This window comes from Starkeya nomas (genome assembly GCF_902703545.1).
In the GTDB taxonomy this organism is placed as follows: domain Bacteria; phylum Pseudomonadota; class Alphaproteobacteria; order Rhizobiales; family Xanthobacteraceae; genus Ancylobacter; species Ancylobacter moscoviensis.
Genome location: NZ_CACSAS010000001.1, coordinates 3910831 through 3937681, shown reverse-complemented (window position 1 = coordinate 3937681; position 26851 = coordinate 3910831). Strand labels below are relative to the sequence as shown.

Sequence of the window (26851 nt, the reverse complement as noted above, 5' to 3'; positions counted from 1 at the left end):
CCAAGATGACCATCAGGACATGCGACTACATCGTCGTCGGAGGTGGTTCGGCAGGGTGCACCATCGCCTCGCGCCTGTCGGAGGACCCGGATTCGTCGGTGCTGCTGTTCGAGTCCGGCCCGTCCGACCGCAGCCCGTTCATCCATATGCCGGTGACCTATTACAAGACGCAGCGCATGCTTCGCCGGATCCAGCTCGAGCCGCTGCGGCACCAGTTCAACATGGCGCCGGACACCGGCCAGGCGCGTGTTCTGGGCGGCGGCAGCTCGGTCAACGCGATGGTCTATATCCGTGGCTGCCCGCAGGATTATGACCGCTGGGAGGAGTCGGGCGCCGAGGGCTGGTCCTATCGCGACGTGCTGCCCTACTTCAGGAAGGCGGAAGCGAATGAGAGCCTGTCGGGTGAGGCGCACGGCACGGAAGGCCCGCTCTCGGTCTCCGACCAGCGCTTCACCAGCCCGCTGACCAAGGAATGGCTGAAGGCCTGCCAGGAGGCGGGGCTGCCCTACAATCCCGACTTCAACTCCGGCACGCAGGCCGGCTGCGGCCTCTATCAGGTGACGATGCGCGACGGCAGGCGTTGCAGCGCCGCGGTGGCCTATCTCAAGCCGGCGCGCGGCCGGAAGAATCTCACCGTTCTCACCGGTAAGCCGGTGCTGCGCATCCTGATCGAAAACGGCCGCGCGGTCGGCGTGGAATATCGCGACGGCCGCGAGCGCAGGGTCGTGCGGGCCGAGCGCGAGGTGGTGATCAGTGCCGGCGCCATCGGCTCGCCGCGCCTGCTGCTGCTCTCCGGTGTCGGCCCGGCGGATGATTTGCGCGGCGTCGGCGTCGAGGTGAAGCATGATCTGCCCGGCGTCGGCCAGAACCTGCAGGACCATACCGACTGCTTCCTGATCTACGATCTCAACGGCCCCTACAGCTACGACAAGTACAAGAAGCTGCGCTGGCAGGCGGTCGCGGGGCTGGAATATGCGCTGTTCCGCACCGGCCCGGTGGCGTCCAATGTGTGCGAGGGCGGCGCCTTCTGGTGGGGGGACGCCTCCGACCCGCTGCCGGACCTTCAGTACCATTTCCTCGCCGGGGCCGGCGTCGAAGTCGGGGTCGACGGCACGCCGAGCGGCAATGGCTGCACGCTCAACGTCTATGGCTGCCGTCCGCGCTCGCGCGGCTATGTCAGCCTGCGCTCGGCCGACCCTTCGGTGCCGCTCAAGATCGAAGCGAACTACCTCGCCGATCAGCGCGATGTCGACGTGCTCATCGAGGGCGTGAAGAAGGGCGAGGAAATCATGTCACGTCCATCCATCGCCAAGTACATCGCCGCTTCCCACAAGCCGTCGAGGCCGCTGAAGACGCGGGCTGACTACGACGAATATGTCCGGCGCGAAACGCAGGGTGCGCTGCATCTGTCCGGCGCGTGCAAGATGGGTGCGGACGATATGGCGGTGGTCGATCCGCAACTGCGGGTGCGGGGCGTCGACGGCCTGCGCGTCGCGGATTCGTCGGTCATGCCTTACGTCGTCTCCGGCAATCTCAACGGGCCGACCATCATGATCGGCGAGCGTGCGGCGGACTTCATTCGCGGCAACCGGGGCTGAGGGCGCGCTATGGCCAATCTTTCCGAAGCGGACATCGTCGTTGTCGGTGCCGGCATCATCGGCCTGTCGGCTGCGTTGCTACTCCAGCGCGCCGGCCGTTCCGTCACCGTGGTCGATCCGCTGCCGCCGGGCACCGCCACCTCCTACGGGAATGCCGGCCTGCTCAGCGCCGGCACCAACAATCCGGTCGCGCTGCCCGGTTTCTGGCGCAATGTGCCCGGATGGCTCACCAATCCGGAGGGACCGCTGGCGCTACGCTATCGCTACCTGCCGACCGCCGCGCCGTGGCTCGCCCGGTGGATCCTTGCCAGCCGCACCTCGACCGTGCATGCCGCTTCGGATGCGCTGCGGGCGCTGCATCGGGATACGATGGACGGCTATCGCGAGATGCTCGGCCCGGCGCTTTTCGCCGAGCTCATCCGCACCGAGGGCAGCGTCAATGTGTTCTACAACGGCAGGCCGAGCCGCAATGAGGGCTTCATCCGCCATCTCATCGACCGGCACGGCATCGTGGTGGAGAATCTCGATCACGCCGCCCTCAAGGAGATGTTTCCGGGCATCGGCCCCATCGCGCAGCGTGGTCTGTACTTCCCGCACAATGGCTGGACGGTGAATCCCGGTCGACTGACGCAAGTGATTAGCCGGCTTTTTATCGAGGCGGGCGGGCGCGTTCTCGCCCAGAAGGTCCTGTCGGTACGGCCGACCGAGAGCGGCTTCGAGTTGTTCGGCAATCTCGGCGACTGGCGTGCCCGTACGGTCATCCTCGCCGCCGGCGCCTGGACGGGCCGGCTGCTGCATCCGCTCGGCATGAGGTTGCCGCTGGAGACCGAGCGCGGCTATCACCTGATGCTGGAGGGCGCCAATATCGAGCCGCGACTGCCATTGCTGCTGCGCGACGGCGGCATGGCGATCACGCCGATGGAGGAAGGGCTGCGCCTTGCCGGCACGGTGGAGATCGCCGGTCTCGACGCGCCGCCGGACGAGAAGCGGGCTCGCCAGCTCATGGACCGGGCGCGGCTGGTCTTCCCGGGGCTACAGGCGATCTCGTACCGTAAATGGCTGGGCTTCCGCCCCTCGCTGCCCGACAGCGTGGCGGCGATCGGTCCCGTACCTCGTGTCCCCGGGCTATACGTGGCGACTGGTCACGGCCATACTGGCATGGTGGGCGCGAGCACCACGGCGCGGCTCATCCGCGATCTCGTGACCGGCACTCCGCCGGTGATCGATCCGGCGCCCTACAGCCTCGTGCGGTTCAATCGCGGCTAGCGATCAGCCGCGGCGCGTGATGCCGTGCGCCTTGAGGCGGCGGTAGAGCGTGGCGCGGCTCATGCCGAGATTGCGCGCGGCGGCGGCAATGTCGCCCCGGCAGGCCTCGATATTGTCGAGGATGGCCGCACGCTCAGCTTCGTCGACCCGCGCGCGCATGCCGGCTGGCCGGCGCTCGCCCGCGTCGGTCAATGGCGCGGCGGTGAGCGGTGCCTCCACTGGCATCACCGAGGGGGCCAGCAGGAGATCGTGTGACTCGATCATCTTGCCTTCGGCCAGCGAGGTGGCGCGACTGACGACGAGATAGAGCTCGCGCAGGTTTCCCGGCCAGCAATGCTGCAGGAGGATGCGCCGCGCGGCGGGCGAGACGCGGATGCCGAGCCTGCCGGCCGTGCGCGTGATGCAGTCGTCGATCACTGCCTCCTTGTCCGCGCGCTCGCGCAGGGAGGGGACGTTGATGACGACGCCGGCGAGCCGGTAGTAGAGGTCGGCGCGGAAGGCGCCCTGCGCGATGCGCTGTTCCAGCTTCTGGTTGGTGGCGGCGATGACCTGCACGTCGACGCGCTGGATCTTGCCGGAGCCGAGCGGGGCGACTTCGCCGGATTCGAGCACGCGCAGCAGCCGCGTCTGCAGATGGAGCGGCATGTCGCCGATCTCGTCGAGGAACAGCGTGCCGCCATGGGCCTGCACGAAGCGCCCGGCCGAGCCCTCCTTGCGCGCCCCGGTGAAGGCACCGCCGGCATAGCCGAAAAGCTCGCTCTCGATCAGCGTCTCGGGCATCGCCGCGCAGTTGAGCGCGACGAAGGGCTGGGCGGCGCGCGGTGATTCCGTGTGATAGGCGCGCGCCAGCGTGTCCTTGCCGACGCCGGTCTCCCCCAGCACCAGGATCGGCAGGCCGGTACGGCTGAGGCGGCGCAGTATGTCGACATTGCGCTTCAGGCGCGGCTCGGTGCCGGCCCACTGGTCGAGCGTAACCGGTGCCGCTTCCGCGGCTTCCGGTGCCGGCGCGGGGGTGGGCCGGGCGCGCGGTGTCGTGGGGGCGGGCTCGCGCAGCGGCCCGTAGGCGTAGCCGCGCAGGGGCGAGCCGTCGAGGCGGATCAGTTCCAGCGGCAGCGAAGGGCCGGAGCGGTCCTTGATCGCGGAAGGATCGCGCGCGAACAGGCGCCAGAGCGAGAAGGGCGAGAAGTCGGTCTTCGGCAGGCTGAGAAGCTGGCGTGCCGCGGCGTCCGCCCCGACCACCGCATGATCAGCATCGACCGCCAGAAGGCAGGGTTGCCCGTCCGGTTTCCACAGCTTGAGGACGGTGCGGTTTGCATAGGTGCGCCGGAAGATCGCCTCGGACAGGCGCTCGGCGGATTTGCGCACCACCTCCAGCGCGATGGCGTGCGTCTCGCGCTGGAGCTTCGGGTTGCGCACGGTGATGTTGAGCGCCGCCCAGAGCGCGCCGTCCGGCGCGAAGAGCGGCATCGCCGCGCAGGACATCTCGATGAAGTCTTCGAAGAAGTGCTCGTCCTGATAGACCGAGGTCACGGTCGCGTCGCGAAGGCAGGTGCCCACGCCGTTGGTGCCGGCATGGCGCTCGCTCCATACTGAGCCGGGGCGCTCGGTGTCGGAATAGTAGCGCGAGGAGCGGTCGGCGCGTTCGGCGACGGTCACGCCCTCGGCGTTGGTCAGCGTCACGCAGTATCCGATGCGCCCGACGATGGAATAGAGGAAGTCGATCTCCTCATAGGCGAAGATCAGCTTGTCCTCGAGCGCCTCGCGCGCAACGTTGATTTCCCGGTGCCCGACCAGCGGAAGCGCGCCGCAGCGTCCCGGCTCCAGCCCGTACTCCTCGACGCAGCGCGACCAGGAGCGATAGGGGAAATCCTGTCCGACCGGAACCAGTCCCGGCGCGGTACGGAGAGTGGTCAGCACCCTTTGACCGTGATCCATCATAGCGCTCGATCCCGCTCTGCATGCGGAGCTCGGGAAGCTGTCAGCGCGAAGCGCCTCAACGCCGGCTCACATCCAAATGCCGCACTGTGAGCACGCAAGGCTCTGGCAAATAAAACGAATCGTCCCGGGCGAATTCTTCGGCGCCCTTGAATTGATCCATGATGCGGCACGCCCATTTTTTTGGCAAGCCGTATTGTGACGGGGCCGTGTCGGCCGTCCGTCGACGGAAAGCGGCTTTCACGCCCGCGCCGGGGGAGAGGCGGATTGTACGTCCTGCGCGCAAAAGTGGAAGCCCTGCCGGACGTCCCACGATCTCCCGCGTTGCCCGATACCGCGAGCGCGGCGGCCGCGCGCCTGCGGCCGCGTTGCGAAGGTTTCGCGGATCGACGGGCCGCGACGAGGGCGATTCTCGCTACTGAGAATAGAATGTCTCATAAGTGAGAAATAATGGGCCATGCACTTCTAACTATACTTCACATCATTGGTGACATATTAAAAGATATTCGCGCAATGGGCGCCGTGTCGCTTCGGGTGCAGTGTAGATCCCATGGAATTCGATTACATCGTTGTCGGCTCCGGGTCCGGTGGCAGTAGCGTTGCCGGGCGACTCGCGGAAGACGGGGGCTCCCGCGTCCTCGTGCTGGAAGCCGGCGGCTCGGATCGACGGTTGCCGGTGCTGATGCCGGCGGCGACCTATCTCTACGCCATCGGCAATCCCCGCTTCGACTGGCGGCTGACCTCGGCGCCCGATCCCTCGCGCGGCGGGCGCACCGACTACATGCCGCGCGGCAAGGTGCTCGGCGGCTCGTCCTCCATCAACGGCATGCTCTATGTGCGCGGCCAGCCGGAGGATTTCGACGACTGGGCGGCGAATGGCTGCGCCGGCTGGGATTTCGAGAGCGTGCGCCCCTATTTCCGCCGCGCCGAGGACAATGAGAACGGAGCCGATGCCGATCACGGTGTCGGGGGGCCGCTCGGGGTGCAGAACCTGCGCACCTCGCACCCGCTGTCGGAGGCCTTTCTGCGCGCCGGCGTCGAGGCGGGCCTCGAGGCGACGCCCGATCTCAACCGCCCGCCGCAGGGCGGTATCGGCTATGTGCAGGCGACGCAGCGGGGCGGCTGGCGGTGCAGCTCGGCGCGGGCCTATCTCTGGCGCAAGCGTCCCAATCTCACCGTGCTGACACAGGCGCAGGTCCGGCGCGTGCTGTTCGAGGGCCGCCGGGCCATCGGCGTCGAGTTCGAGCGGCAGGGCCGGCTCGTCGTGGCGCGGGCGGGCAAGGGCGTGGTGCTCGCGGCCGGGGCCTTCGGCTCGCCGCAGATCCTCATGCTCTCCGGCGTCGGGCCGCAGGCGCATCTGCGCGAGCAGGGCATCGAGGTGGTGCACGACCTGCCGGGCGTGGGCGAGAACTTCCACGATCATCCCGGCACCAGCCATATCGTCTGGGTGGACCAGCCCACCTACAATGTGCAGCACACGCTGTTCCACGCCATGCTCTATGGGGCGCTCTGGCTCTTCGCCGGGCGCGGGCCGGGGACGACGCCGGACGCGCATGTGCTGGCCTTCACCCGCTCGCGTCCCGAACTGGCGCGCTGCGATCTCCAGTATCACTTCACGCCGGTCGGCTACGACCTCACCGATACCGGGCCGATCCTGTTCGACAAGCCGGCGGTGACGGCGCTGAACAACATTCACCGCCCCCATTCGCGCGGCCATGTGCGGCTGGCCTCGCGCGATCCTTCCGCGGCCCCGGCCATCCAGCCGAACCTCCTGGGCGACGCGCGCGACCTCGACACGCTGATCGCCGGCGCGAAGAGGCTGCGCGCCATCTTCGAGGCGCCGCCGATGGCGCGCCATGTCCTCGGCGAGTTCAAGCCGGGCAAGGAGGTGCAGAGCGATGACGAGTGGGCCGCCTATGTCCGCGAGACCTCCATCGGCATCTACCACCCCGCCGGCACCTGCAAGATGGGCAGCGATCCCATGGCGGTGGTCGACGAGGGGCTGAAGGTGCGCGGCCTGTCGAATCTCTACGTCGCCGACGCCTCGATCATGCCGGTCATCGTCAGCGGCAATCTCAATGCGAACTGCATCATGATCGGCGAGCGCTGCGCCGACTTCCTCAAGGCGGCCTGAACCATGGTTACTTCCGGCAAGGCAGACAAGAAGCGCACCGTCGCCGTCATCGGCGGCGGCGCGGTGGGCGTCGCGACCGCAAGCTTCCTGCTGCGCGATGGGCACGACGTGGTGCTGATCGAGCGCGGCGGCATCGGCGAGGGAGCCTCCTTCGGCAATGCCGGCGTCTTCGCGCCCTCCTCGGTGGTGCCCATGTCGATGCCGGGCACGCTGGCCAAGGTTCCCGGCTACCTGCTCGACCCGCTCGGGCCGCTGTCGATCCGCTGGAGCTACCTGCCGACGCTGGCGCCGTGGCTTGTCCGCTTCGTGCGGGCGGGGACGCAGGCCGGCGTGCGCGCGCAGGCCCGCGCCCTCACGCCGCTGCTGCACGATTCCTACGGCGCCTGGCTGCCGCTGGTGCGCAATGCCGGCGACGAGGCGCTGATCCGCCGCGACGGCTTCCTCGCCGTCTATCGCAGCCAGGCCGATTTCGAGGGCGACGCGCTCGGCTACCGGCTCCGCCGCGACAACGACATCGCCTTCGAGGTGCTGCGCGAGGACGAGCTGTGGCAGTTCGAGCCCAGCGTCTCGCACGACTACACGATCGGCGTGCTGTTCCCGCAGGCGGGCAACACGGTGAACCCGAACCGGCTGGTGCGCACGGTCGCCGAACAGTTCCAGCGCGATGGCGGGCGCATCGTGGCCGCGCAGGCGCGCGGCTTCGCCCGCCAGGGAACGACGCTCACGGGGGTCGAGACCGCCGCCGGCCTCATTCCCGCCGATGCCGCCGTGGTGGCGGCCGGCGCCCATTCGCGCCCGCTCGCCGCCGGGCTGGGCGACAGCATCCCGCTCGACACCGAACGCGGCTACCACGTGCTGATCGCCGATCCCGAGACGTTGCCTCGCCGGCCCATCCTCGACGCCAGCGCCAAATTCGTCTCGACGCCGATGGAGACCGGGCTGCGCATGGCCGGCACGGTCGAGTTCGCCGGGCTCGAGGCGCCGCCGAACTGGACGCGGGCCGACTACCTGCTCACCCTCGGCCGGCGGCTGTTTCCCGGCCTCGCGCCGGACTACCCGCAGGAGCGCGTGTCGCGCTGGATGGGATTCCGGCCGAGCATGCCGGATTCGCTGCCGGTGATCGGCCGCGCCAGCGCCAGCCCGGACGTGGTGTACGCCTTCGGGCATGGCCATGTCGGCCTTGCCTCGGCCGCGCGCACCGGCATGACGGTCGCCGATCTCCTTGCCGGCCGGCCGCCGGCCTTCGACATCACGCCCTTCGCGCCGACGCGGTTCTGATCTCGCGCGCCGGCCCTTTCGCATCGGCGCGGCCGGTTTCTCCGGGATGAGACACGGCCGGCCGGCGGATGCGAGGGAGAGAGGATTTATCCAGTTAAATCAATGATGTGAGGGAGTGGCACGAGCCTTGCCGACATGGTGCTGCCGGCGTGACGCCGGTCGCAGTCAAGGGAGTCCGGTCGTGCTGCTTTCCTTCTTCATGATGCCGCTTCATTCGGTCAATCGACACTATCCGACCGCGCTGGCCGAGGACGTCGAGGCCTTCAAGCTGGCCGACGAGCTCGGCTTCGAGGAAGCGTGGATCGGTGAGCACTACTCCGCCGATATCGAACAGATTTCCTCGCCGCTGATGTTCCTGGCGCACATGGCGCCGCAGACCAAGCGCATCAAGCTCGGCACCGGCGTGCTGCCGCTCCCGCTCTATCACCCGGTGATGGCGGCCTCGCACATCGCCCTGCTCGACCACCTCGCCCCCGGGCGCCTGCTGCTCGGCATCGGCACCGGCGGCCTCGGCTCGGACTTCGAGGTGTTCGGCATGGAGCAGGCCGACCGCACGGCCATGATGCTCGACTCCATCGAGATCATGAAGAAGATCTGGGCCTCCGACCCGCCCTACGACATCCCCGGCAAGTTCTGGGACGTGAAGCTCTCCAGGAACTACTGGCCGGACCTTGGCGTCGGCATCCTGCCCAAGACGCTGACCCGTCCGCATCCCCCGCTCGCCGTCTCGGTGTCGAGCCCCTACTCCGGCTCGATGCGCGTCGCCGCCCGCAACGACTTCATGCCGATCTCGGCCAATTTCGTCGCCTCCTGGGTGGTGAAGACCCATTGGGAGACCTATTGCGACGAGCTCGCCAAGCTCGGCAAGACGCCGGACGGCTCGAAGTGGCGCGTCGCCCGCTCCATCCATGTGGCGGATACCGACGAGGAGGCCGAGCGCCTCGTGAAGACCGCTGGCGGCGCCTATGACTGGTACTACGACTACATGTACCGGGTGTATGAGCGCATGGGCGCCGGCGCCCTGCTCGCTCCGTTCCGCGACACCGACCCGGCCACCATCACCCACCAGATGGTGCGCGACAATTTCGTGATCTACGGCAGCCCGGAGACGGTCGCCCGCAAGATCCTCGCGCTGCGCGAGGAGGTCGGTCCGTTCGGCACGCTGATGATGACCTCGCACGAATGGGTGGACAAGCCGGCCATGCGCCGCTCGATGGAGCTGCTTGCCAAGCGCGTCATGCCCGCCGTCAATGCGGCCCTGGGCGAAAACGTGCCGGCGATGGCGGTCTGAGCGGGCGGAGGAAGAAGATGCTGAGCGTGGACAAGACGGGCGTGCTGCAGCCCGGCAAACTCTGGTGGAACTGGTTCGGAGAGCAGTATTTCGTGCCGCGCTACACCGCGCGGCCGACCTCCGAGGAGGAGGTGTGCGCCATCGTGCGCGAGGCGCGCAAGCTCGGCCTGCCGATCCGTGCCAGCGGGGCCGGCCATTCCAACCCCGCCATCGTGCCGACGCCCGGCATCCACATCGACTTCGACGACTTCAACCAGGTCGTCGCCGTCGACAGGGAGAAGCTGCAGGTCACGGTGCGGCCGGGCATGCGCATCAGCGCGCTGACCAAGTTCCTGCGCGAGCAGGGCATGTCGCTCAACAACCAGGGCGATATCGACCGGCAGGCGATCATCGGCGCGCTGATGACCGGCACCCACGGCGCCGGCAAGAAGCTGCCCTGCCTCTCCGCGCAGCTCATCGGCGCGCGCATCGTCACGGCGGAGGGCGAATTGCGCGACCTCTCGCAGGCCGACGGCGAGCTGTTCAAGGCGTTCCGCACCTCGATCGGCATGTTCGGGCTGGTGGTCTCGCTGACCCTCCAGGCGGTGCCGTCCTACAATATCTACAAGCGCTCGTGGAACACCGACACCGAGGACTGCCTCGGCCATCTGCACGAGCTGCTCGACGCCAACCGGACCTTCTGGTTCTTCTGGCTGCCGCGCAAGGAATCGGCCGATCTCTACGAGCTGCCGGGCGGTGTGGTGCCCTCGAAGGCGACGCGCGACTTCGACATCTGCCACATGCGCACCTACAACGCGGTGCCGGTGGCGGAGCCGGCGCCGGAGCTGGGGCCGGGGGAGGAGTTCGACCACTCCTCCATCATCTACCCCAACGACTACATCCCGAATTTCCGCGAGATCGAATACGCCGTGCCCTTCGGCCGCTTCGAGGAATGCTTCGCGGACGTGCGGCACATGTTCCAGACGAAGTATCCCGACGCGGTCTATCCCGTGGAATGCCGGGCGGTGAAGGGCGACGACACCTATCTCTCCGCCTATTCCGAGCGGGACGGCTACGCGCTTTCCATCTCTGGTCCGCTAGAAGAATGGACCTGGGGCATGCTGCGCGACGCCGATGCGATCCTCGACCGCTACGACGCGCGCCCGCACTGGGGCAAGCACCACTTCATGACCCCGGAGCGGCTGGAGCGGATCTATCCGAAATACGATGCCTTCAAGCGCCTGCGCCGGGAGATGGACCCCGACGGGGTCTTCCTCAACGATCATCTGCGCATGCTCTTCGCATGAGGAACGGGCCGGCACTGCCGGCCCGTTTTCGTTTGCGGGGGACGGCCGAGCGGGAGGGAATTCGGGTTGACGACCAAGATTTGTGCTGCGCAGAATTTAAGCGGGGGGTCGGAACCGGAGTTCGCGATGCTGGACCTGCGCAGTCACGTTTCCCGGATCGTTTCGAGCGCGAACCAGCTGGCCCTGCCCCCGGGCGCCGCCGCCGAGGGCAAATTCCGCGCGCTCCGCGCCGCCGACACCATGGCCGCCTCCTGGCGGCGCTGCATGGAAGGCTACCGCTTCGATCCCGGCGCCAAGTTCCGCATCGAATCGGTGAGCGAGGCCGAGCTGAAGCTGCAGCGCGAGGCCAATGACGAGCTGATCCATTTCGCCCGGCCGGAGATCGACGCCATGTTCGGCGCCGTCTCGCTTTCGGGATTCAGCATCAGCCTCGGTAATATCGACGGCTACATCATCAGCGAACGCGCCAACTACAATCCCGAATTCTACAGCGAGGTGGAACGGGCGGGCACCGCCTGGGCGGAGCCGTCCGCCGGCACCAACGCCATCGGCACCTGCCTGGTGGAGCGCCAGCCGGTCGGCGTCTACACCAACGACCACTTCTTCTACGAGTTCTCGGCGCTGTCCTGCGCCAGCGCGCCGCTGTTCAGCCCCGACGACGAGCTGCTCGGCGCCATCAACATCTCGATCCGCAATCCCGAGCTCCAGCGCGAGACGCTGAAGGTGGTGCTCGGCCTGACCTCGGGCCTCGCCGACCGCATCGGCGAGCGGATGTTCCGCAAGGCCTTCCGTCGCAACTACATTCTCAAATTCGCGACCGGCCCGGTGGATCACGGGCTCATCGCCTTCGACGGCGACTTCCAGCTCGTCGGTCTCAACCACGCGGCGCGCGAGATGCTGCGCGACCGGGTGCAGCTCGCCCGCGTGCGCAGCCTCTGGGCGGTGTTCGAGCGCGACCATCGCCTCATCGACCTCGCCCGCCTCGGTGGCGCCGAGCTCACCCTGCATCTGCAGAAGGGCGGCGATGCCATCACCGTCTCGCTGAGCGGGCCGATGGAGGTGCCGTCCGCCGGCGCCCGCCCGGCGGCGTCGGCCGATCCGGCGCCGCGCATGCGTCCCGCCCCGGCGCCGGCACGCCCTTCGGCCCGCGTGCTGACGCTGGACGACTGCGCCGGCAGCGACCCGCGCATGACGACCAATGTGCGCTTCGTGCGCCGCGTGCTGGGCGGCTCGCTGCCGATCCTGCTGCTCGGCGAGACCGGCGTCGGCAAGGACGCCTTCGCCCGTGCCGTCCATGAGGAAAGCCCGCGCCGGGCCGCGCCCTTCGTCGCCTTCAACTGCGCCTCGGTGCCGGACACGCTGATCGACAGCGAGCTGTTCGGCTATGGCAGCGGCGCCTTCACCGGCGCGCGCCGCGAGGGCAGCCCGGGCCGGCTGGTGGAAGCCGACGGCGGCACGCTGTTTCTCGACGAGATCGGCGACATGCCGATCAGCCAGCAGACGCGTTTGCTGCATGTGCTCGAATCCGGCGAGGTCACGCCGCTCGGTTCCGGCAAGCCGCGCCGCATCGACGTGCAGGTGATCGCCGCGACCAACCAGAACCTGGAGGCGCAGATCGCGCGCGGCCTGTTCCGGCAGGACCTCTATTATCGCCTCGCCGGCGCCGTGATCGACATTCCCGCCCTGCGGGAGAGGACCGACCGGCGCGAGCTGATCGAGGCGGTCTTCGCGAGCCTCGCCGAGGGGCGCCGTCTTACCCTCGCGCCGGATGCGCTGGCGCTGCTGATGAACCATGACTGGCCCGGCAATGTGCGCGAGCTGCGCCACGTGCTGAACCGCGCCGTGCATGTGTGCGAGGGGGGCGTGCTGACGGCGCGCGACGTCGCCATCCGCCCAGGCGCCCGCATGGCTGCCGCCGTCGCGCCGGGCCCGTTCGCGGCGGCCCCGGTCTCACCCATGTCCTTTGCCGGGGCGGAGGCGTGCGGACCGGAGATCGAGGCGGCCGGCAGCGCCCGGCACGCCATCGCGGCGGCCGAGCGCGAGGCCATCGTCGCCACGCTGGCGCGCTGCGGGGGTAATGTGAAGGCGGCCGCCGCCGCGCTCCAGCTCAGCCGCGCCACGCTCTATCGCAAGCTCCAGCGCTACCAGATCGTCCATTGAGACGCCGGCGCAACCGGCGGCGGGCTGTCGCGCATCTGCGACACCCGCCGGCTCATTCATGCAACTTCCCCGCCTTTGTGTCCGGGTGTCTCATCCCGCCTCATGAGCGAGATCATGTCTCGACGTTGATCAAGTATATCGGTAGTCGAATGCTGAATTATAATTAAAAGTACATTATTTGTTATTTTAACAACACGTCGATTGACGACACGATGATGTGATCTCACCTTGCCGAAATTGCACCGGCGCAGATGGCACGATAGTTGCCGAACCACGTGTCGGCCAAAAAGGCCCGAACACAGGGGATAAAAATGACCTTCCAAAGCGGGAACCGGGCGCCGTCGCGCCGCAGTGTCATGAAGGGCATGGGCCTTGCGGCAGCGGCCCTGGCCGCGCCGGGCGTGCTGCGCCGCGCCCATGCCCAGGAGCCCATCGTGCTCCTCACCTGGGAGACCTACCACGACCCGGCCTGGTGCAAGGAGTGGAGCGAGGCCAATGGCGTCGAGGTCAAGCCGGTGGTCATCGGCTCGGTGGATGAGCTGTTCTCGCAGCCCTTCTCCGGCGCCGTGCAGCCGGACGTGATGTATATCGAGACCGGCTCGCTGCCGCGCTTCAAGGAGGCCGGCCTCATCGTGCCCTTCGACACCGCCAAGGTGCCGAACATCTCCAACATCACCCCCAAGCTCGACTGGAAGAAATACACCAATGTCGGCGGCGAGATCGTCGGCGTGCCCTACAACTGGGGCACCCAGCCGCTGATGTACAACGCCGATCTCATCACGTCGCCGGACAGCTGGGCGGCGCTGTGGGACGAGAAGTACCGCGGCAAGGTCAATATCTTCGACGACTGCACGATCGTGTTCCCGATGATCGCGCTCCATGTCGGCGCCAAGGATCCCTTCAACCTGACGGATGCCGACTTCGAGGCCTGCGAGAAGGCTCTGCGCGCGCTGCGCCAGCAGGTGCGCACCATCGCCCGCGGCTTCGACGACGCGGTGACGATCTACGCCGCCGGCGACGCGGTCATCGGCTACTGCCAGAACATCGCCGTCGTGACCTCGCTGCAGGACAAGGGCAAGAACTTCAACTATGCGCTGCCGAAGGAAGGCACCCCGACCTGGATCGACTGCGCCGGCGTTTCCAAGAAGGGCAACCGCGACATCGTCTACAAGTTCATCAACGACAACCTCTCCACCAAGTGGCAGGCCCGCTTCATCGAGGCCTCGACCAATAACGGCGTGCTCGACCTCGCCGAAGCCAAGGCGGGCGGCGTGAGCGAGAAGACGCTCCAGCGCACCAACATCCCGGATTCGCAGGCCGGCGACTTCTGGGAAAAGCTCGTGATCCTGCAGAAGCCGGAAGATTTCGAACGCCGGCTGCAGATCTGGAACGACTTCAAGGCCGGCACGCTCTGACGAGCGTGCCCACCCTGACGCGCATATCGGAGCACGAGTGATGGCAAAGTCTTCGCAGGCGATCCTGACCGTCGCGGGGGTCGACAAGACCTATGACGGGGCGACCCGACCGGCCCTCGACCGGATTTCCTTCTCGGTCGAGCCCGGGGAGTTCTTCTCCATCCTCGGCCCCAGCGGCTCGGGCAAGACCACCTTGCTGCGGATGATCGCCGGCTTCGAGCAGCCGGATGTCGGCCGCATCCTGATGGACGGCGAGGACATCACCCATGTCCCGCCGTTCCGCCGCGACGTGCGCACCGTCTTCCAGAGCTATGCGCTGTTCCCCCATATGAGCGTGCTGGAGAACGTGGCCTATCCGCTGCGCATGGCCGGCGCGCGCAAGGCCGAGCGCCTCGCCAAGGCGCGCGAATGCCTCGAGCTGGTGAGCATGGGCGACTTCGCCGCCCGCCTGCCGCACCAGCTCTCCGGCGGCCAGCGCCAGCGCGTGGCGCTGGCGCGCGCCATCGTCTGTCGTCCGCGCATCCTGCTGCTCGACGAGCCGCTCGGGGCGCTGGACCTGCGGCTGCGCCAGCAGATGCAGCACATGCTGGTCTCGCTCCAGCGCGAGCTCGGCATCGCCTTCGTCTACGTGACCCACGACCAGGGAGAGGCGCTCTCCATGTCGGATCGCGTGGCGGTGATGAGCGAAGGGCGCATCGCCCAGCTCGGCACGCCGCGCGAGATCTATTTCGACCCGTCCTCGGAGTTCGTCGCCCAGTTCGTCGGGCGCTCCAACCTGCTGCCCATCGACGGCGTGCCGGGCGAGGGCGGCTGCACCGCCCTGCTGGACGGCCAGCCGCTCTCCGGCGTCGCGACGCCGCGGCCGGGTCCGGCGCGGATGGCGATCCGCTTCGAATGCGTGCGCCTCGCCGCCGCGGACCAGCCGGCCAACGGCGCCTGCAGCGTGGCGGGCACGGTCGAGGACGTGCTGTTCCTCGGCAACGCGCTGGAGGTGAACGTGCGCTGCGGCGGGCTGAACATCATCGCCGCGGTTCCATCCGCCGGCGGCGAGGGCTACGCGCCCGGCCGCGAGGTGCGCGTCCTGTTCGACGCCAGCAACGCGACGGTGTTCCATGGCTGACATCGCCTCCGATATCCCGATGTCCGCCGCCCGCCCGCTCCGTTTCCGCAGCTTCAGCCCCCTGGGCTGGCCGGTCTATGCCTGGTTCATCGCCCTGGTGCTGGTGCCCAACCTCCTGCTGATCGGCGCCAGCTTCCTGCGCACCTCCAACGGGCTGATCGTGTTCGATCCCAGCATCGCCAGCTATATGCGGCTGTGGAAGTCCTCAAGCTTCCAGTTCCTGCTGCTGAAGACGCTCGCCACCAGCTTCGGCGCCGCCGCCATCGGCTGCCTGATCGCCTATCCCATGGCCTATTACGCGGCGCGGGTGGTGCAGAGGAACCGTTCCATCCTGGTGCTGCTGGTGATCATCCCGCTGTGGATCAGCTTGCTGATGCGCGTCTTCGCCTGGCGCATGATCCTCGGCCAGAACGGCATTCTGAACTCGTTCCTTGTCGGCAGCGGCGTCCTCGATCAGCCGAGCGAGGCGTTCCTCTACACCGGCTTCTCGGTGCTGCTGACCTACACCTACATCTCGATTCCCTTCTGCTTCGTCGCCATCTTCACGGCGCTGGAGAAGATCCCGCATTCGCTGATCGAGGCGTCGCAGGACAGCGGCGCTTCCGCCTGGCAGACTTTCCGGCACGTCGTGTGGCCGCTGTCGCGGCCGAGCGTCGCCATCGGCTTCTCGCTCGCCTTCCTGATGACGGTGGGCGACTACATCACGCCCTCCATGGTCGGGGGCATCGACGGCACGATGATCGGCATGGTCATCGCCTCGCAGTTCGGCATCGCCAACAACTGGCCCTACGGGTCGGCCATCGCCGTCTGCCTGATGCTGAGCGTCGGCGTGGTGCTCGCCCTCGTCATGTGGGCCGGGCAGACGAAGGGCGTGCTGATGGGCGACGAGGGGGCGCGGCCCGCCGTCTCGCGCGCCCGGCTCAGCCCCGGCCGGCGAGTGTTGCGCAGCCTCGCCGCCGCCGCCTTCACCCTGCCCTACCTGTTCCTCTACGCGCCGCTCGCCATCATGGTGCTGATGTCGTTCAACGATTCCTCCGTGCAGGCCTTTCCCCTGCAGGGCGCGACGCTGCGCTGGTACGCCGAGCTGGCGGAGAACGCGTCGATGCTGGAAGCGGTGCGGCGCAGCCTCGTCGTCGGCTTCACCGTGGTCCTCGTCTCGACCGTCGCGGCGACCGGCTTCGCCTTCGCGATCCATTACGGGCGGGTGCGGCAGGCGCGCTTCTTCGAGTTCGCGCTGGCCCTCCCGGTCGCCATCCCCGGCGTCGTGCTCGGCATCGTCATGGTGCTGGCGACGCAGCTGGTACAGGTGCCGTCCGGCATCTTCCGCACGGTGATCGGCCAGTCGAGCTTCGTCATGCCGGTGATCCTGATGATCATCCTCGCCCGGCTGCGACGACTCGACGGGGCGCTGCTGGAAGCCTCGATGGATGCCGGCGCCAATCATTGGCAGAGCTTCGTCCATGTGCTGTTCCCCTCGATACGGGGGGCGATCATCGGCGGTGCGCTGCTCGGCTTCACCCTGTCGGCGGACGACGTGATGGTGACGCTGTTCCTCTCCGGCACGGCACCGACCCTGCCGATCTGGGTGTGGAACCAGATGCGCTTCGGCTTCACCCCGTCGGTGAACGCCATCTTCACGCTGGTCGGGGTGGGCTCGCTGCTGGCGATCCTGGTCTGCAACCGGCTGGTGTTCCGCGGAACGTCGGGCGCGGCGGGCTCGTCCTGAGCCCGCCGTTTCGGGTCACGGCTCCACTTCGATGATGTCGCCTGCCCGCGCGACATAATCGAGCGCGTAGGCCATCTCGCCGGTGGTCTGCGCATGGATGCGCAGCAGGGGCTGTCCCTTGTCGACTTCCTCGCCGAGGCGGGTCTCCATGTGGAGGCCGGCAGCCTTCGCCTCGGGCGCCCCGGCGAGCTTGGCCAGGCGCGAGAGCTTGCGGTTGTTGATGTAGACCACGCGCCCGGCGCGCGGAGCGAGCAACGGGCGGACATAGGTGGCCCGCGGCGGTTCGCGCAGGCCGCCCTGCGCGGCGCAGATCGCCTGGAACTTGACCCAGGCGGCGCCGCTTTCGAGCGTCGCATGGGCCAGGGCGGCGCCCTCCCCCTCCGCCGCCTTGCCGCCGATCTCCAGAGCGGCGCCGGCCAGCGTGATAGCGCGGCGGCGCAGGTCGTCCGGAGCCCCCGGCGCGTTCCGAAGCACGGCCAGCACGTCGAAGGCTTCAAGCGCGGGGCCGATTCCCCGACCGACCGGCTGGGTGCCGTCGGTCTGGACGCAGGTCGTGGACAGGCCGAAACGGGCCGCGACGGCGTCGATGCGTGCCGCCAGATGGGTGGCGGCGTCCTCGCCGCGCACCTTGGCGGTCGGGCCGACCGGGATGTCGATGACGACATGGGTCGAGCCCGCCGAGATCTTCTTGGACAGCACCGAGGCGATGAGCTGGCCCTCGGTGTCGATGTCGAGTTCGCGCTCGACGCGCAGGAAGATGTCGTCGGCCGGGCTCAGATGCACCGCCCCGCCCCAGGCGATGCAGCCGCCTTCCGCCTCGACCACGCGCTTCAGCGCGGCGATGTCCAGATCGACCGGCGCCAGCGTCTCCATGGTGTCGGCGGTCCCGGCCGGGGAGGTGATGGCACGGGAGGAAGTTTTCGGCATCACCAGCCCGTTCGCGGCGACGATGGCGACGATGATCGGCGTGGTCCGGTTGCCGGGAAGGCCGCCGACGCAATGCTTGTCGACGACGACCGGCGCGTTCCAGCGCAGGCGGTCGCCGACATCGACCATGGCGCGCGTCAGGCTCGTCGTCTCGTCCTCGTCGAGCGGCAGCGCGGCGCTCGCGGTGAGGAAGGCGGCGAGGTGGACCTCGGTATAGCGCCCGGCCACGATGTCGGTGACGATCTCGGAAAAGGCCCGCTGGTCGAGCCGGTTGCCGTAGATGCGCCGACGGACGTTGGCGAGCGATTCGAGGGCCGGCGGGTGGCTGACCCGGATCTCGTCGCCCTCGGCCACGCCGAGGAATTCCCAGGCGGTTTCGGAGAGGCCCACTTCCTCGCGCGCCAGCAGGCGGTCGCCGTCCACCTGGAAGAGCGTCGCCTGCACCTGCCGTGCGCCGGCGGTGACGAGCACCTGCGAGCGCGCGGAAAGACCTTCCGAGCGGCAGACATGGCAATCGGTGCGCATGAAGACGATGGGCTGGTGCTGGGTGTAGAGGCCGAGCCGGCGCGCGCGCAGCGGCGGCTGGGCGAGGCCGTTGGGGCTGCCATTGCCCGTGGCGGGAGGCGCGGCGGGTGAGGGAGGCATCGTCATAGGTCGAAGACCTGATCCTGGCGCGGGACGGTGGCGTTCCAGCCGAGTTCACGGCCGATCCGTACCCGCAACGCCTCGGCGGCCTCGGCCTCGCCATGCACGATGAACACGCGAGCGGGCGGGCGGCGGAAGCCGGAGAGCCAGCGCATGAGTTCGCCGGCATCGGCGTGCGCCGAGAGCATCGACAGGTCGTCGACCTCGGCGCGGACGGGGATCCACTCGCCATGGATCTTGATCTCGCGGGCACCCTGCAGCATGGCGCGGCCGCGCGTGCCGGCGGCCTGGAAGCCGGAGAACAGGATGGTGTTGCGCGGATCGGGCGCGAAGGCCTTGAGGTGATGCAGCACGCGCCCGCCGGTCGCCATGCCGCTCGCCGAGATCACCACCTTGGGAAAACGGCCGGCGGAAATCGCCTTGGAGCCTTCGACGTCGCGCGTGTAGGTGGCGATCGCGTCCATGGCGGCGCACATCTCCGCCGTCAGGCGATGGTCGGCGCGATGGGCGTCGAGCAGCTCGGTGGCGTCGATCGCCATGGGGCTGTCGAGATAGACCGGCACCTGCGCGAGGCGGCCGGCGGCCTTGAGCTTCCAGAGATGATAGAGCAGCGACTGCGCGCGCCCGACCGCGAAGGCCGGGATGACCACCGTGCCGCCGCGCGCGATGGTCCGCTCGACGACGACACCCAGCGCCTCGGTGGGGTCGGTCGGGTCGTGCAGGCGGTCGCCATAGGTCGATTCGACGACGACGTAGTCGGCTTCCGGCACGGGCTCCGGGTCCGGCATCACCGGATCGCCGTAGCGGCCGAGGTCGCCCGAAAAGGCGATGCGCCGGCCGCCCCATTCGACCTCGGCGGTCGCCGCGCCGAGGATGTGGCCGGCATGGCGGAAAGTCAGCCGCGCGCCACCGGCGATCTCGACCGGCTCATTGAACGGCGCGAGGGCGAAGAATTCGAGCGCCCGTTCCGCCTCCCGCACGCCGTAGAGCGGCAGGGCCGGCGCATGCTTCGAGAAGCCCTTGCGGTTGGCGTATTCGGCATCCTTCTCGTTCAGGTGCCCGCTGTCCTTCAGGATCAGCTCGGCCACGTCGCGCGTGGCGGCGGTCGCATGGATACGGCCGCGGAAGCCGTCCCGCACCAGCTTGGGGAGGTAGCCCGAATGGTCGAGATGGGCGTGGGTAAGGATGACCGCATCGATGCTGGAGGGCGCCACCGGCAGCGGCTCCCAGTTCAGCTCGCGCAGGTTCTTGAGGCCCTGGAACAGGCCGCAGTCGATCAGGATGCGCCGGTCGCCGTACTGGAGAAGGTGCTTGGAGCCGGTGACGGTGCCGGCGCCGCCGAGGGAGGTGAGGGTCAGCATGCTGTCCTGCCACGCGAGGGATTGGAGATGGCGGCGCGGTTACGCCGCCGGCGCGGACGTCGAGGGGCGGAGCGCCGGGAGGCGGTCCTCGATCCAGTCGGCCAGTGCTTCGACGAGGGCGGCGGCCTCCTCGCCCAGCGGGGTCAGCGTGTACTCCACATGCGGGGGCACGACGGGGAAGCTCTTCCGGTTGACCAGCCCGTCGGCTTCCAGCTGCTGCAGCGTCTGGGCGAGCATGCGCTCGCTCACCCCGTTCACCTTGCGGCGCAGTTCGCTGAAGCGCAGCGTGCCGGATTGCAGCGCGATGAGGGCCAGGATGCCCCAGCTGCTGGTGACGTGCTTCATCACCTCGCGCGAGGGACAGCGCGGCTCGAAGACGTCGCCGCGCTCCAGGCGGTCGGCGATGCGCGAGGAAAGGCGCTTCAACATCAAACACTTACCTTTATGTAAGTACTTCTCGAAAGTAAGTTAGGGGACTATACCGGCTCCGGAACCACATTCGCAACCGCTGGAGACCCGCCATGTATGCCGTCACCGGAGCCTCGGGGCAGCTCGGCCGCCTCGTCATCGACGCCCTGATCCAGAAGGTCGCCCCCGGCGCCGTCGTCGCGCTGGTGCGCGATCCGGCCAAGGCCGCCGACGCGGCGGGGAAGGGGGCTCAGGTCCGCCGCTTCGACTACAGCAGGCCGGACACCCTCGCGCCGGCACTGGCCGGCGTCGAGCGCCTGCTGCTGATCTCCTCCAGCGAGGTCGGCCAGCGCGCGGCGCAGCACCAGGCCGTGATCGACGCCGCCAAGGCGGCGGGGGTGAAATTCATCGCCTACACCAGCATCCTGCATGCCGACACCAACCCGCTCGACCTCGCCGTCGAGCACCGCGCCACCGAAGAGGCGCTGAAGGCGAGCGGGATACCGCACGCCGTGCTGCGCAATGGCTGGTACACCGAGAACTTCACCGCCGGCGCGGCTCCCGCCATCGCCCATGGCGTGCTGCTCGGCAGCGCCGGGAGTGGGCGCACCTCGGCGGCGGCGCGGGCGGATTACGCGGCGGCGGCGGTGGCGGTGCTCGCGGGCACGTCCGTCGCCACGCAGGTCTATGAGCTGGCCGGCGACGAAGCCTTCACGCAGGACGAGCTCGCCGCCGCGCTGGCCGAGTTCAGCGGCAAGCCGGTCGTCTATCGTGACCTGCCGGAAGCCGAATATGGCGCCGCGCTGGAGCAGGCGGGCCTTCCCGGTCCCTTCGCCCATATCCTCGCCGACAGCAGCGCCAAGACCGCCGGCGGAGCGCTGTTCGACGACAGCCATGTGCTCAGTCGCCTGATCGGCCGCCCCACCACGCCGTGGCGGCAGACGGTGAAGGAAGCCGTCGGCGCGTAGAGGCCGCGCGGGCGGAGCCGCCGGCATGCGGGGCGCCGTCCGGCGTCCCGTATTCAGCGGTTCCAGTCCCGCTCCGGCCGGAAGCTGTTGGCGAGGAAGTCGACGAGCGTGCGCACCTTGAGCGCGAGGTGCTTGGCCGGCGGGTAGAGCGCGAAGATGCCGAGCGGCGGCTCTTCCGGCTCGGTCAGGAGCTGCCGCACGCGGCCCTCGCGGAGGCTGGCCTCGGCGATGAAGCTCGGCACGCGGGCGATGCCGAAGCCGGCTTCCGCCGCCGCGAGGCAGGCCTCGCCGTTGGAGAAGCGCAGCCGCCCGGAGATCGCGACCGTGATGGCGCCGGCCCCGCCCGAGGTCGGGTCCCTGCGCGCTCCCGCCTGGAAGCGCCAGTTGAGCGGGTCGCGGAAATTGTCGTCGACGATGCACTCGTGCCGGGCCAGATCCTCCGGGGTCGCCGGCTCGCCGTGCTTGTCGAGATAGGCCGGCGCGGCGACGACGACCACATGGGCATCGCACAGCTTGCGCGCGATCAGCCGGCTGTCCGTCGGCTTGCCGACCCGCACCGCCATGTCGAAGCCCTCGTCGACGAGGTTCACCACCCGGTCGGAGAAGTTCACGTCGAGCTGGATGTCGGGAAAGGCGTCGGCGAAGGCGAGCAGCAGCGGCATGAGCTGGATGCGGCCGAAGGACATCGGCGCGGTGAGGCGCAGGCGGCCCGCCGGCGCGCCGGAGGCGTTGCGCACGGAGGCGTCCAGCGTGTCGAACTCGTCCAGCAGCAGCTTCACCCGCTCGTAATAGGCCTGCCCGACCTCGGTCGGCGACAGGGCGCGGGTGGTGCGCTTGATGAGCTGCACCCCGAGATCGGATTCGAGCCTGGAGACGAGCTTCGAGGCCTGGCCGGGGCTGACGCCAAGCCGCCTTGCCGCCTCGGCGAAGCTGCCGGTGTCGAGCACGGCGACGAGCATGCGGTCACAGTCGAGGCGGTCCATGGCGATCTTCCGGGGCCGGCGACGCGGCGGGCGGCGCGATCATAGCCGCCCGCCGCCGTCTTCGCCTCAACCGGAGGTGACGGCCTCGCCGATCAGCGCGATGGCCGTGCCCCACGGATCCGCCAGCTCGGTGCGCGGCGGGGTGGCGGGGGAGCGCTGCCGGATCTCCACCTCCGCAAGGCCCGTCGAGGGGTAGCTCCGCGGGCCGGCGCCGCGGCTGTTCCAGATGTTGGTCGCCAGATGGTGGTGGTAGCCGTCGGCGGCGAAGAAGCTGCCGCCGGGATAGCGGGCGGTGATGTCGAAGCCGAGCGTGCCCGTGTAAAACTCCTCCGCCGGGCCGATGGCGCCGACCTGCAGGTGCACGTGGCCGACGCGGGCGCCTTCCGGGAAGCCGGTCCAGCGGCCCTGTCCGGCGCTGGCGGCGAGATCGGGGAGGTCGAGCGCCTCGGTGGACATGTGCACCAGCCCGTCATGCCAGGTCCAGCTGTCGCGCGGCCGGTCGGCATAGATCTCGATGCCGTTGCCTTCGGGATCGGTGAGGTAGAGCGCCTCGCTCACCGCATGGTCGGAGGCGCCGACGAGCGGCACCCGTTCCTGTGCGGCGTGCATCAGCCAACGGCCGAGATCGGCGCGCGCCGGCAGCAGGAAGGCGGTGTGGAACAGGCCCGCCTCGCGCGGCGACCGGCGCCGGGCCGATGCGTCGCGGCGCAGTTCGAGCAGCACCGTATTGCCCGCGCCGAGCTGCGCGGTCTCGCCGTCGCGCCGTAGCCGGTGAAGGCCGACCGCGCGCTCGTAGAAATCGGCGACGCGGTCGAGATCGTTCACGGTCAGGGCCACGCGTCCCATGGAGAGAGACGGGGAGCTGGCCGGCGCGGGAGAAGCCTCCCGCGCGGCGGATGTTGCCTGTGTGGTCACGGTTGCGACCTCCGTGGCGGCGTCAGCGGCCGGACGCGCCGTTCGAGCCGGTCTTCAGGGCGAAGGGACCATCGCCGAGAAGGGCGAGGGCGAGGAGGCCGGCGATCCACAGCGCCAGGAATTCCCAGCCGCCATTCGGATTGGTGAAGAAGAAGCCGGCCGGGCCGTGCACGGTGGCGATGGCGCCGAGGAGCACCGGGATCAGGGCGAGAGCGGCGATGCGCGGCCAGATGCCGAGGATGAGGGCGATGGCGCCGACGACTTCCCAGACGATGGTGACGTAGGCGAGCGCGCCGGGCAGGCCGAGCGAACCGAAGAAGGCGGCGGTACCGGCCGGGGTGAAGACGAAGATCTTCAGGCCGGCATGGGCGAGGAAGAGAATGCCGAGGGAGAGGCGCAGAACGAGGGCCGCATAGGGGGCGGTGCGATTGTCGATCATGATGGGAACTCCGCAAGAAAGATGCGCGGAATGTCGGCCATGTCGGATCAGATGATAATCTGGTCGATCACCGAGACACCATTTCCAATTCGGAATGAATTGGAGGAGCGTCAGGGGCACCGCCCAGTTCCTCCACCACGCGGCGCGGCCACGGGTTCCGTCCGTCGCGCAGCCAGATCAGCGTATCCAGCCAGAAGCCGGCGGCGTGGCTGTCGTGGAAGAGCTGGAAATGGCCGATCGTCTCGCGGCCATAGTCCACCGGATCGATCTGCACCTGCGTGCGCCCGGCGCCGGTGTAGTAGGAAAGCGCGCGCCGCAGGGCCGGGATCGTGCCGAATTCATCGTCCGAGGCCGAGACGGCGAGAATGGATGCCCGCACGCCGGCCATGCGCGACAGCACCTCCGCCCGCTTCCCGCGCGGGTGGCTGGTCTCGAAGCGCGGGCCGCGGAAGCTCCATTCGCGGGCGACCCCGGCGGGCAGGTCCTCCAGCCAGCCGAGCCGGCGGCCGGGGAAATAGCCACAGAGCAGGGTGGCTGCCGGCATGACGAGATGCCACCGCCACAGCAGGCCCAGCCGCCGGCGCGGCGCGTAGTCCATCCACCACGCATATTGCGCGCCGACGGTGAGCATGCGCCCGATCCGTCGTCCGCTTTCCGCCAGTCCCGGCAGGAAGCCGCCGATGCTGTGGCCGACCACCATCAGCGGGCCGGTCGGGGACTCCTCCGCCATGAAGCGCAGCGCCGCGTCGACGTCCTGTTCGCCCCAGTCGCGCCAGCGATAGCCGCAGCCGCGCAGGCCGGTCGGCCGCGACAGGCCGATGCCGCGATAGTCGAAGGTCAGCACGTCGAAGCCGTGGCCGGCGAGGAAGCGGGCGTAGCGGTGGTAATAGCGCGCCAGCACCCCGGTCGCCGGGTTGATGACGACGGCGCCCAGCGGGGCCCGTCCTTGCGCCGGCCAGAAATGCCCGCCGAGGACGACGCCGTCCCGGCAGGCGATCGCCACGCTGCGCGGCTCGATCTCGGCGATGGGGCTTCCCGTGCTCATGCCGGCGACGCTAGAGCGAAGCCGCGATGGTGTATATTCACTAGGCAGTATACTTTCCCGGCATGGAAACCGTTGCCCTGCCTACCCGCGAGCGCATTCTTCAGGCCGCCGGAAAGCTCTTCTATGGCGAGGGCATCCGCGCGGTGAGCGTGGATGCGGTGGCGGAGAAGGCGGGCGTCACCAAGCGCACGCTCTATTATCACTTCCGCAGCAAGGACGAGCTGATCGCCGCCTATCTGGAGACGCGGGACCCGCCCAACCTCGCCTGGTTCCGGCGGCAGTATGCCGAGGCGGAGGGCGACGTCGCCGCGCGCATCGAGGCGGTGTTCCGCGCGCTCGCGAGCGCCGCCGGCCATGCCCGCTGGAAGGGGTGCGGTTTCCTGCGCACCTCGGTCGAGCTCTTCAATATGCCGGGACACCCGGCGATGCGCGCCGGGCGGGCCCACAAGACGCGGCTGGAGGACTGGCTATGCGGGCTGTTCGAGGACGCCGGCATCGACAGCGCGGCGGCGCGCGATCTCGCGCGGCAGGTGGTGCTGCTGATCGACGGTTCCTTCGCGGTCGTGCTGCTCCATCGCGACCCCGGCTACATGGAATCGGCCGGCCGCGCCGCCTGCCGGCTCGTGCGCGCCGCGCTGGACGAGCCGCGGCGGGCGGCACCCTGAGGAACCGCCCGCCGCCGGCTCGCGCTATGCCGTCCGCCGCGAGCGGACGCCGACGAGGATGATGAGGGTGGCGGCCAGCAGGACCGCGCTGCTCGCGGCGAAGACCGAGGAGACCCCGTCGAGATCGAAGATCAGCCCGCCGCCGGCGGCGCCGAGCGAGATGGCGAACTGCACCGCCGCGACCAGCAGGCCGCCCGCCGTTTCCGCCTGATCGGGCACGGTGCGGGTGAGCCAGGTCGACCACGCGACGGGAACGGCGCCGAAGGCGAGGCCCCACAGCGCGATCAGCACGGAATCGAGGCCCGGCGTGCCCTGCAGCGTCACCAGGCCGAGGCCCAGCGCGCCCATGAGCAGCGGCATGGCGACGAGGGTGAGGCGCAGGCTGCGCTCCAGCAGCGGCCCGGCGAGCAGCGTGCCGGCGAAGTTCGCCACGCCGAAGCCGAGCAGGATGCCCGAGACCGCGCTGATGCCGACGCCGGTCACCGTCTCGAGGTACGGCCGGATATAGGTGAAGAAGGCGAAGTGCCCGGTGAAGACCAGCATGGCGCAGAGCACGCCGATGGCGATTCCCGGCCGCCGCAGCACGTCGACGAGGGTGCGCAGCCGCGCCGTGCCGCTCGGCGCCATCTTCGGCAGTGTCGCGAACTGGGCGACGAGCGTCACCACCGCCAGCGCGGCGGCGATGAGGAACACCACCCGCCAGCCGAAGAGATGCCCGACATAGCTGCCGACCGGGGCGGCGAAGATGGTGGCGGCGGAGACGCCGCTGAACATGATCGACAGGGCGCGCGGCACCAGCGCCTCCGGCACCAGCCGCATGGCGAGCGCCGCCGACATGGCCCAGAAGCCGCCGAGCGCCGCGCCGAGCAGCACGCGGCCGACCAGCAGCAGGGTGAGGTTCGGCGCGAAGGCGACGATGAGGTTCGACGCCACCAGCAGCACCGAGAAGGCGAGCAGGACGAGGCGGCGGTCGATGGTGCGGGTCGCGGCGGTGACGATGAGGCTCGCCACCAGTGCGACGGTCGCGGTCGCCGTCACCGCCTGCCCCGCCGTTCCCTCGCTGATGCCGAGGTCGGCGGCCATCGGGGTGAGAAGGCTCGCGGGCAGGAATTCCGCCGTGACGAGGCCGAAAACCCCGAGGGTAAGCGAGCCGACGGCGGCCCAGGCGGGTTCGGCGGCGAACCCGGTGGGGGCCGCCGGTTCGGTGATGGATGGCTCAGAAACGGCCTCCGGCGAAAGGGCGTCGGCCGTCTGCTCCCGCCACTGCAATGCGTCGCTCATGGGAG

At 69.0% G+C, this 26851-nt stretch carries 21 protein-coding genes; 12 read left to right on the top strand and 9 right to left on the bottom strand.

Features of this window, described 5'->3' with window-relative positions; translation table 11 throughout:
* Positions 1-5 precede the first annotated feature (5 nt).
* Together STARVERO_RS18590 and STARVERO_RS18585 are read left to right on the top strand one after the other, a co-directional pair.
* Entirely contained in the window at positions 6-1598 is a 1593-nt protein-coding gene (locus tag STARVERO_RS18590) for a GMC family oxidoreductase (protein ID WP_159600687.1), read from the top strand.
* 9 nt (positions 1599-1607) lie between these two features.
* Complete coding sequence (locus tag STARVERO_RS18585; protein WP_159600685.1) at positions 1608-2864, top strand: NAD(P)/FAD-dependent oxidoreductase; 1257 nt, start codon at positions 1608-1610, stop codon at positions 2862-2864.
* A gap of 3 nt (positions 2865-2867) precedes the next feature.
* Here the strand turns inward: STARVERO_RS18585 and STARVERO_RS18580 are convergent, their stop codons facing one another.
* A complete protein-coding gene (locus STARVERO_RS18580; protein WP_159600683.1) occupies positions 2868-4781 on the bottom strand; it encodes a sigma-54-dependent Fis family transcriptional regulator in 1914 nt (637 codons plus the stop codon).
* Between the two features lie 568 nt (positions 4782-5349).
* On the opposite strand from STARVERO_RS18580, the gene STARVERO_RS18575 reads away from it, so the two are divergent.
* The 8 genes from STARVERO_RS18575 to STARVERO_RS18540 all read left to right on the top strand — a co-directional run bounded on the left by STARVERO_RS18575 (position 5350) and on the right by STARVERO_RS18540 (position 17209).
* The gene (locus STARVERO_RS18575) at positions 5350-6933 is read left to right on the top strand and encodes a GMC family oxidoreductase (RefSeq protein WP_159600681.1); all 1584 of its coding nucleotides are present in this window, start codon (positions 5350-5352) and stop codon (positions 6931-6933) included.
* Between the two features lie 3 nt (positions 6934-6936).
* Positions 6937-8211, top strand: a complete 1275-nt coding sequence (locus tag STARVERO_RS18570; RefSeq protein WP_159600679.1) for an NAD(P)/FAD-dependent oxidoreductase — start codon at positions 6937-6939, stop codon at positions 8209-8211.
* Between the two features lie 181 nt (positions 8212-8392).
* Positions 8393-9502 (top strand): LLM class flavin-dependent oxidoreductase, encoded by a 1110-nt coding sequence (locus tag STARVERO_RS18565; RefSeq protein ID WP_144341226.1) that lies wholly within the window; start codon positions 8393-8395, stop codon positions 9500-9502.
* A gap of 17 nt (positions 9503-9519) precedes the next feature.
* Positions 9520-10788: a D-arabinono-1,4-lactone oxidase gene (locus STARVERO_RS18560; RefSeq protein WP_159600677.1), complete on the top strand. Its 1269-nt coding sequence runs from the start codon at positions 9520-9522 to the stop codon at positions 10786-10788.
* A 126-nt stretch (positions 10789-10914) separates the two neighbouring features.
* Positions 10915-12948 carry a sigma-54-dependent Fis family transcriptional regulator gene (locus STARVERO_RS18555; protein ID WP_159600675.1) on the top strand — a complete coding sequence of 678 codons (2034 nt, stop codon included), beginning with the start codon at positions 10915-10917 and terminating at the stop codon, positions 12946-12948.
* A 311-nt stretch (positions 12949-13259) separates the two neighbouring features.
* Positions 13260-14363, top strand: a complete 1104-nt coding sequence (locus tag STARVERO_RS18550) for an ABC transporter substrate-binding protein (RefSeq protein ID WP_159600673.1) — start codon at positions 13260-13262, stop codon at positions 14361-14363.
* 40 nt (positions 14364-14403) lie between these two features.
* Entirely contained in the window at positions 14404-15483 is a 1080-nt protein-coding gene (locus tag STARVERO_RS18545) for an ABC transporter ATP-binding protein (RefSeq protein ID WP_159600671.1), read from the top strand.
* Positions 15476-17209 (top strand): ABC transporter permease subunit, encoded by a 1734-nt coding sequence (locus STARVERO_RS18540; protein ID WP_159600669.1) that lies wholly within the window; start codon positions 15476-15478, stop codon positions 17207-17209. The genes STARVERO_RS18545 and STARVERO_RS18540 overlap by 8 nt, the downstream gene beginning before the upstream one ends.
* 15 nt (positions 17210-17224) lie before the next feature.
* On the opposite strand, the gene STARVERO_RS18535 is transcribed toward STARVERO_RS18540, so the two are convergent.
* Genes STARVERO_RS18535 through STARVERO_RS18525 form a run of 3 tightly spaced genes read right to left on the bottom strand, consistent with a single transcriptional unit; the run spans position 17225 to position 20571 of the window.
* The gene (locus tag STARVERO_RS18535; protein ID WP_159600667.1) at positions 17225-18787 is read right to left on the bottom strand and encodes a thymidine phosphorylase family protein; all 1563 of its coding nucleotides are present in this window, start codon (positions 18785-18787) and stop codon (positions 17225-17227) included.
* Positions 18784-20142: an MBL fold metallo-hydrolase RNA specificity domain-containing protein gene (locus STARVERO_RS18530; RefSeq protein ID WP_159600665.1), complete on the bottom strand. Its 1359-nt coding sequence runs from the start codon at positions 20140-20142 to the stop codon at positions 18784-18786. The genes STARVERO_RS18535 and STARVERO_RS18530 overlap by 4 nt, the downstream gene beginning before the upstream one ends.
* Positions 20143-20181: 39 nt before the next feature.
* Complete coding sequence (locus STARVERO_RS18525; RefSeq protein WP_144341218.1) at positions 20182-20571, bottom strand: winged helix-turn-helix transcriptional regulator; 390 nt, start codon at positions 20569-20571, stop codon at positions 20182-20184.
* Positions 20572-20663: 92 nt separating this feature from the next.
* Between STARVERO_RS18525 and STARVERO_RS18520 the strand changes: the two genes are divergently transcribed.
* Positions 20664-21518, top strand: coding sequence for an SDR family oxidoreductase (locus STARVERO_RS18520; protein WP_159600663.1), 855 nt, complete (start codon positions 20664-20666; stop codon positions 21516-21518).
* Between the two features lie 53 nt (positions 21519-21571).
* Here STARVERO_RS18520 and STARVERO_RS18515 read toward each other — a convergent pair whose 3' ends face one another.
* The 4 genes from STARVERO_RS18515 to STARVERO_RS18500 all read right to left on the bottom strand — a co-directional run bounded on the left by STARVERO_RS18515 (position 21572) and on the right by STARVERO_RS18500 (position 24900).
* Complete coding sequence (locus STARVERO_RS18515) at positions 21572-22501, bottom strand: LysR family transcriptional regulator (RefSeq protein ID WP_159600661.1); 930 nt, start codon at positions 22499-22501, stop codon at positions 21572-21574.
* Between the two features lie 66 nt (positions 22502-22567).
* Positions 22568-23347: a VOC family protein gene (locus STARVERO_RS18510; RefSeq protein ID WP_159600659.1), complete on the bottom strand. Its 780-nt coding sequence runs from the start codon at positions 23345-23347 to the stop codon at positions 22568-22570.
* A gap of 91 nt (positions 23348-23438) precedes the next feature.
* Positions 23439-23855, bottom strand: coding sequence for a DoxX family protein (locus tag STARVERO_RS18505; protein WP_144341214.1), 417 nt, complete (start codon positions 23853-23855; stop codon positions 23439-23441).
* Positions 23856-23922: 67 nt separating this feature from the next.
* The gene (locus STARVERO_RS18500) at positions 23923-24900 is read right to left on the bottom strand and encodes an alpha/beta hydrolase family protein (protein ID WP_200837863.1); all 978 of its coding nucleotides are present in this window, start codon (positions 24898-24900) and stop codon (positions 23923-23925) included.
* Between the two features lie 62 nt (positions 24901-24962).
* Here STARVERO_RS18500 and STARVERO_RS18495 point away from each other — a divergent pair, with 62 nt between their 5' ends.
* Complete coding sequence (locus tag STARVERO_RS18495) at positions 24963-25565, top strand: TetR/AcrR family transcriptional regulator (protein WP_159600657.1); 603 nt, start codon at positions 24963-24965, stop codon at positions 25563-25565.
* Positions 25566-25589: 24 nt separating this feature from the next.
* Here the strand turns inward: STARVERO_RS18495 and STARVERO_RS18490 are convergent, their stop codons facing one another.
* Positions 25590-26846, bottom strand: coding sequence for an MFS transporter (locus STARVERO_RS18490; RefSeq protein WP_159600655.1), 1257 nt, complete (start codon positions 26844-26846; stop codon positions 25590-25592).
* Positions 26847-26851: the final 5 nt, after the last annotated feature.

Bases quoted from the DNA above. Each gene is read 5' to 3' on its own strand.
- STARVERO_RS18585 (WP_159600685.1), top strand. From the start codon at position 1,608: ATGGCCAATCTTTCCGAAGCGGACATCGTCGTTGTCGGTGCCGGCATC.
- STARVERO_RS18535 (WP_159600667.1), bottom strand. From the start codon at position 18,787: ATGACGATGCCTCCCTCACCCGCCGCGCCTCCCGCCACGGGCAATGGC.
- STARVERO_RS18540 (WP_159600669.1), top strand. From the start codon at position 15,476: ATGGCTGACATCGCCTCCGATATCCCGATGTCCGCCGCCCGCCCGCTC.
- STARVERO_RS18570 (WP_159600679.1), top strand. From the start codon at position 6,937: ATGGTTACTTCCGGCAAGGCAGACAAGAAGCGCACCGTCGCCGTCATC.
- STARVERO_RS18560 (WP_159600677.1), top strand. From the start codon at position 9,520: ATGCTGAGCGTGGACAAGACGGGCGTGCTGCAGCCCGGCAAACTCTGG.
- STARVERO_RS18500 (WP_200837863.1), bottom strand. From the start codon at position 24,900: ATGAGCACGGGAAGCCCCATCGCCGAGATCGAGCCGCGCAGCGTGGCG.
- STARVERO_RS18530 (WP_159600665.1), bottom strand. From the start codon at position 20,142: ATGCTGACCCTCACCTCCCTCGGCGGCGCCGGCACCGTCACCGGCTCC.
- STARVERO_RS18550 (WP_159600673.1), top strand. From the start codon at position 13,260: ATGACCTTCCAAAGCGGGAACCGGGCGCCGTCGCGCCGCAGTGTCATG.
- STARVERO_RS18525 (WP_144341218.1), bottom strand. From the start codon at position 20,571: ATGTTGAAGCGCCTTTCCTCGCGCATCGCCGACCGCCTGGAGCGCGGC.
- STARVERO_RS18505 (WP_144341214.1), bottom strand. From the start codon at position 23,855: ATGATCGACAATCGCACCGCCCCCTATGCGGCCCTCGTTCTGCGCCTC.
- STARVERO_RS18555 (WP_159600675.1), top strand. From the start codon at position 10,915: ATGCTGGACCTGCGCAGTCACGTTTCCCGGATCGTTTCGAGCGCGAAC.
- STARVERO_RS18575 (WP_159600681.1), top strand. From the start codon at position 5,350: ATGGAATTCGATTACATCGTTGTCGGCTCCGGGTCCGGTGGCAGTAGC.
- STARVERO_RS18490 (WP_159600655.1), bottom strand. From the start codon at position 26,846: ATGAGCGACGCATTGCAGTGGCGGGAGCAGACGGCCGACGCCCTTTCG.
- STARVERO_RS18515 (WP_159600661.1), bottom strand. From the start codon at position 22,501: ATGGACCGCCTCGACTGTGACCGCATGCTCGTCGCCGTGCTCGACACC.
- STARVERO_RS18590 (WP_159600687.1), top strand. From the start codon at position 6: ATGACCATCAGGACATGCGACTACATCGTCGTCGGAGGTGGTTCGGCA.
- STARVERO_RS18520 (WP_159600663.1), top strand. From the start codon at position 20,664: ATGTATGCCGTCACCGGAGCCTCGGGGCAGCTCGGCCGCCTCGTCATC.
- STARVERO_RS18545 (WP_159600671.1), top strand. From the start codon at position 14,404: ATGGCAAAGTCTTCGCAGGCGATCCTGACCGTCGCGGGGGTCGACAAG.
- STARVERO_RS18495 (WP_159600657.1), top strand. From the start codon at position 24,963: ATGGAAACCGTTGCCCTGCCTACCCGCGAGCGCATTCTTCAGGCCGCC.
- STARVERO_RS18510 (WP_159600659.1), bottom strand. From the start codon at position 23,347: ATGGGACGCGTGGCCCTGACCGTGAACGATCTCGACCGCGTCGCCGAT.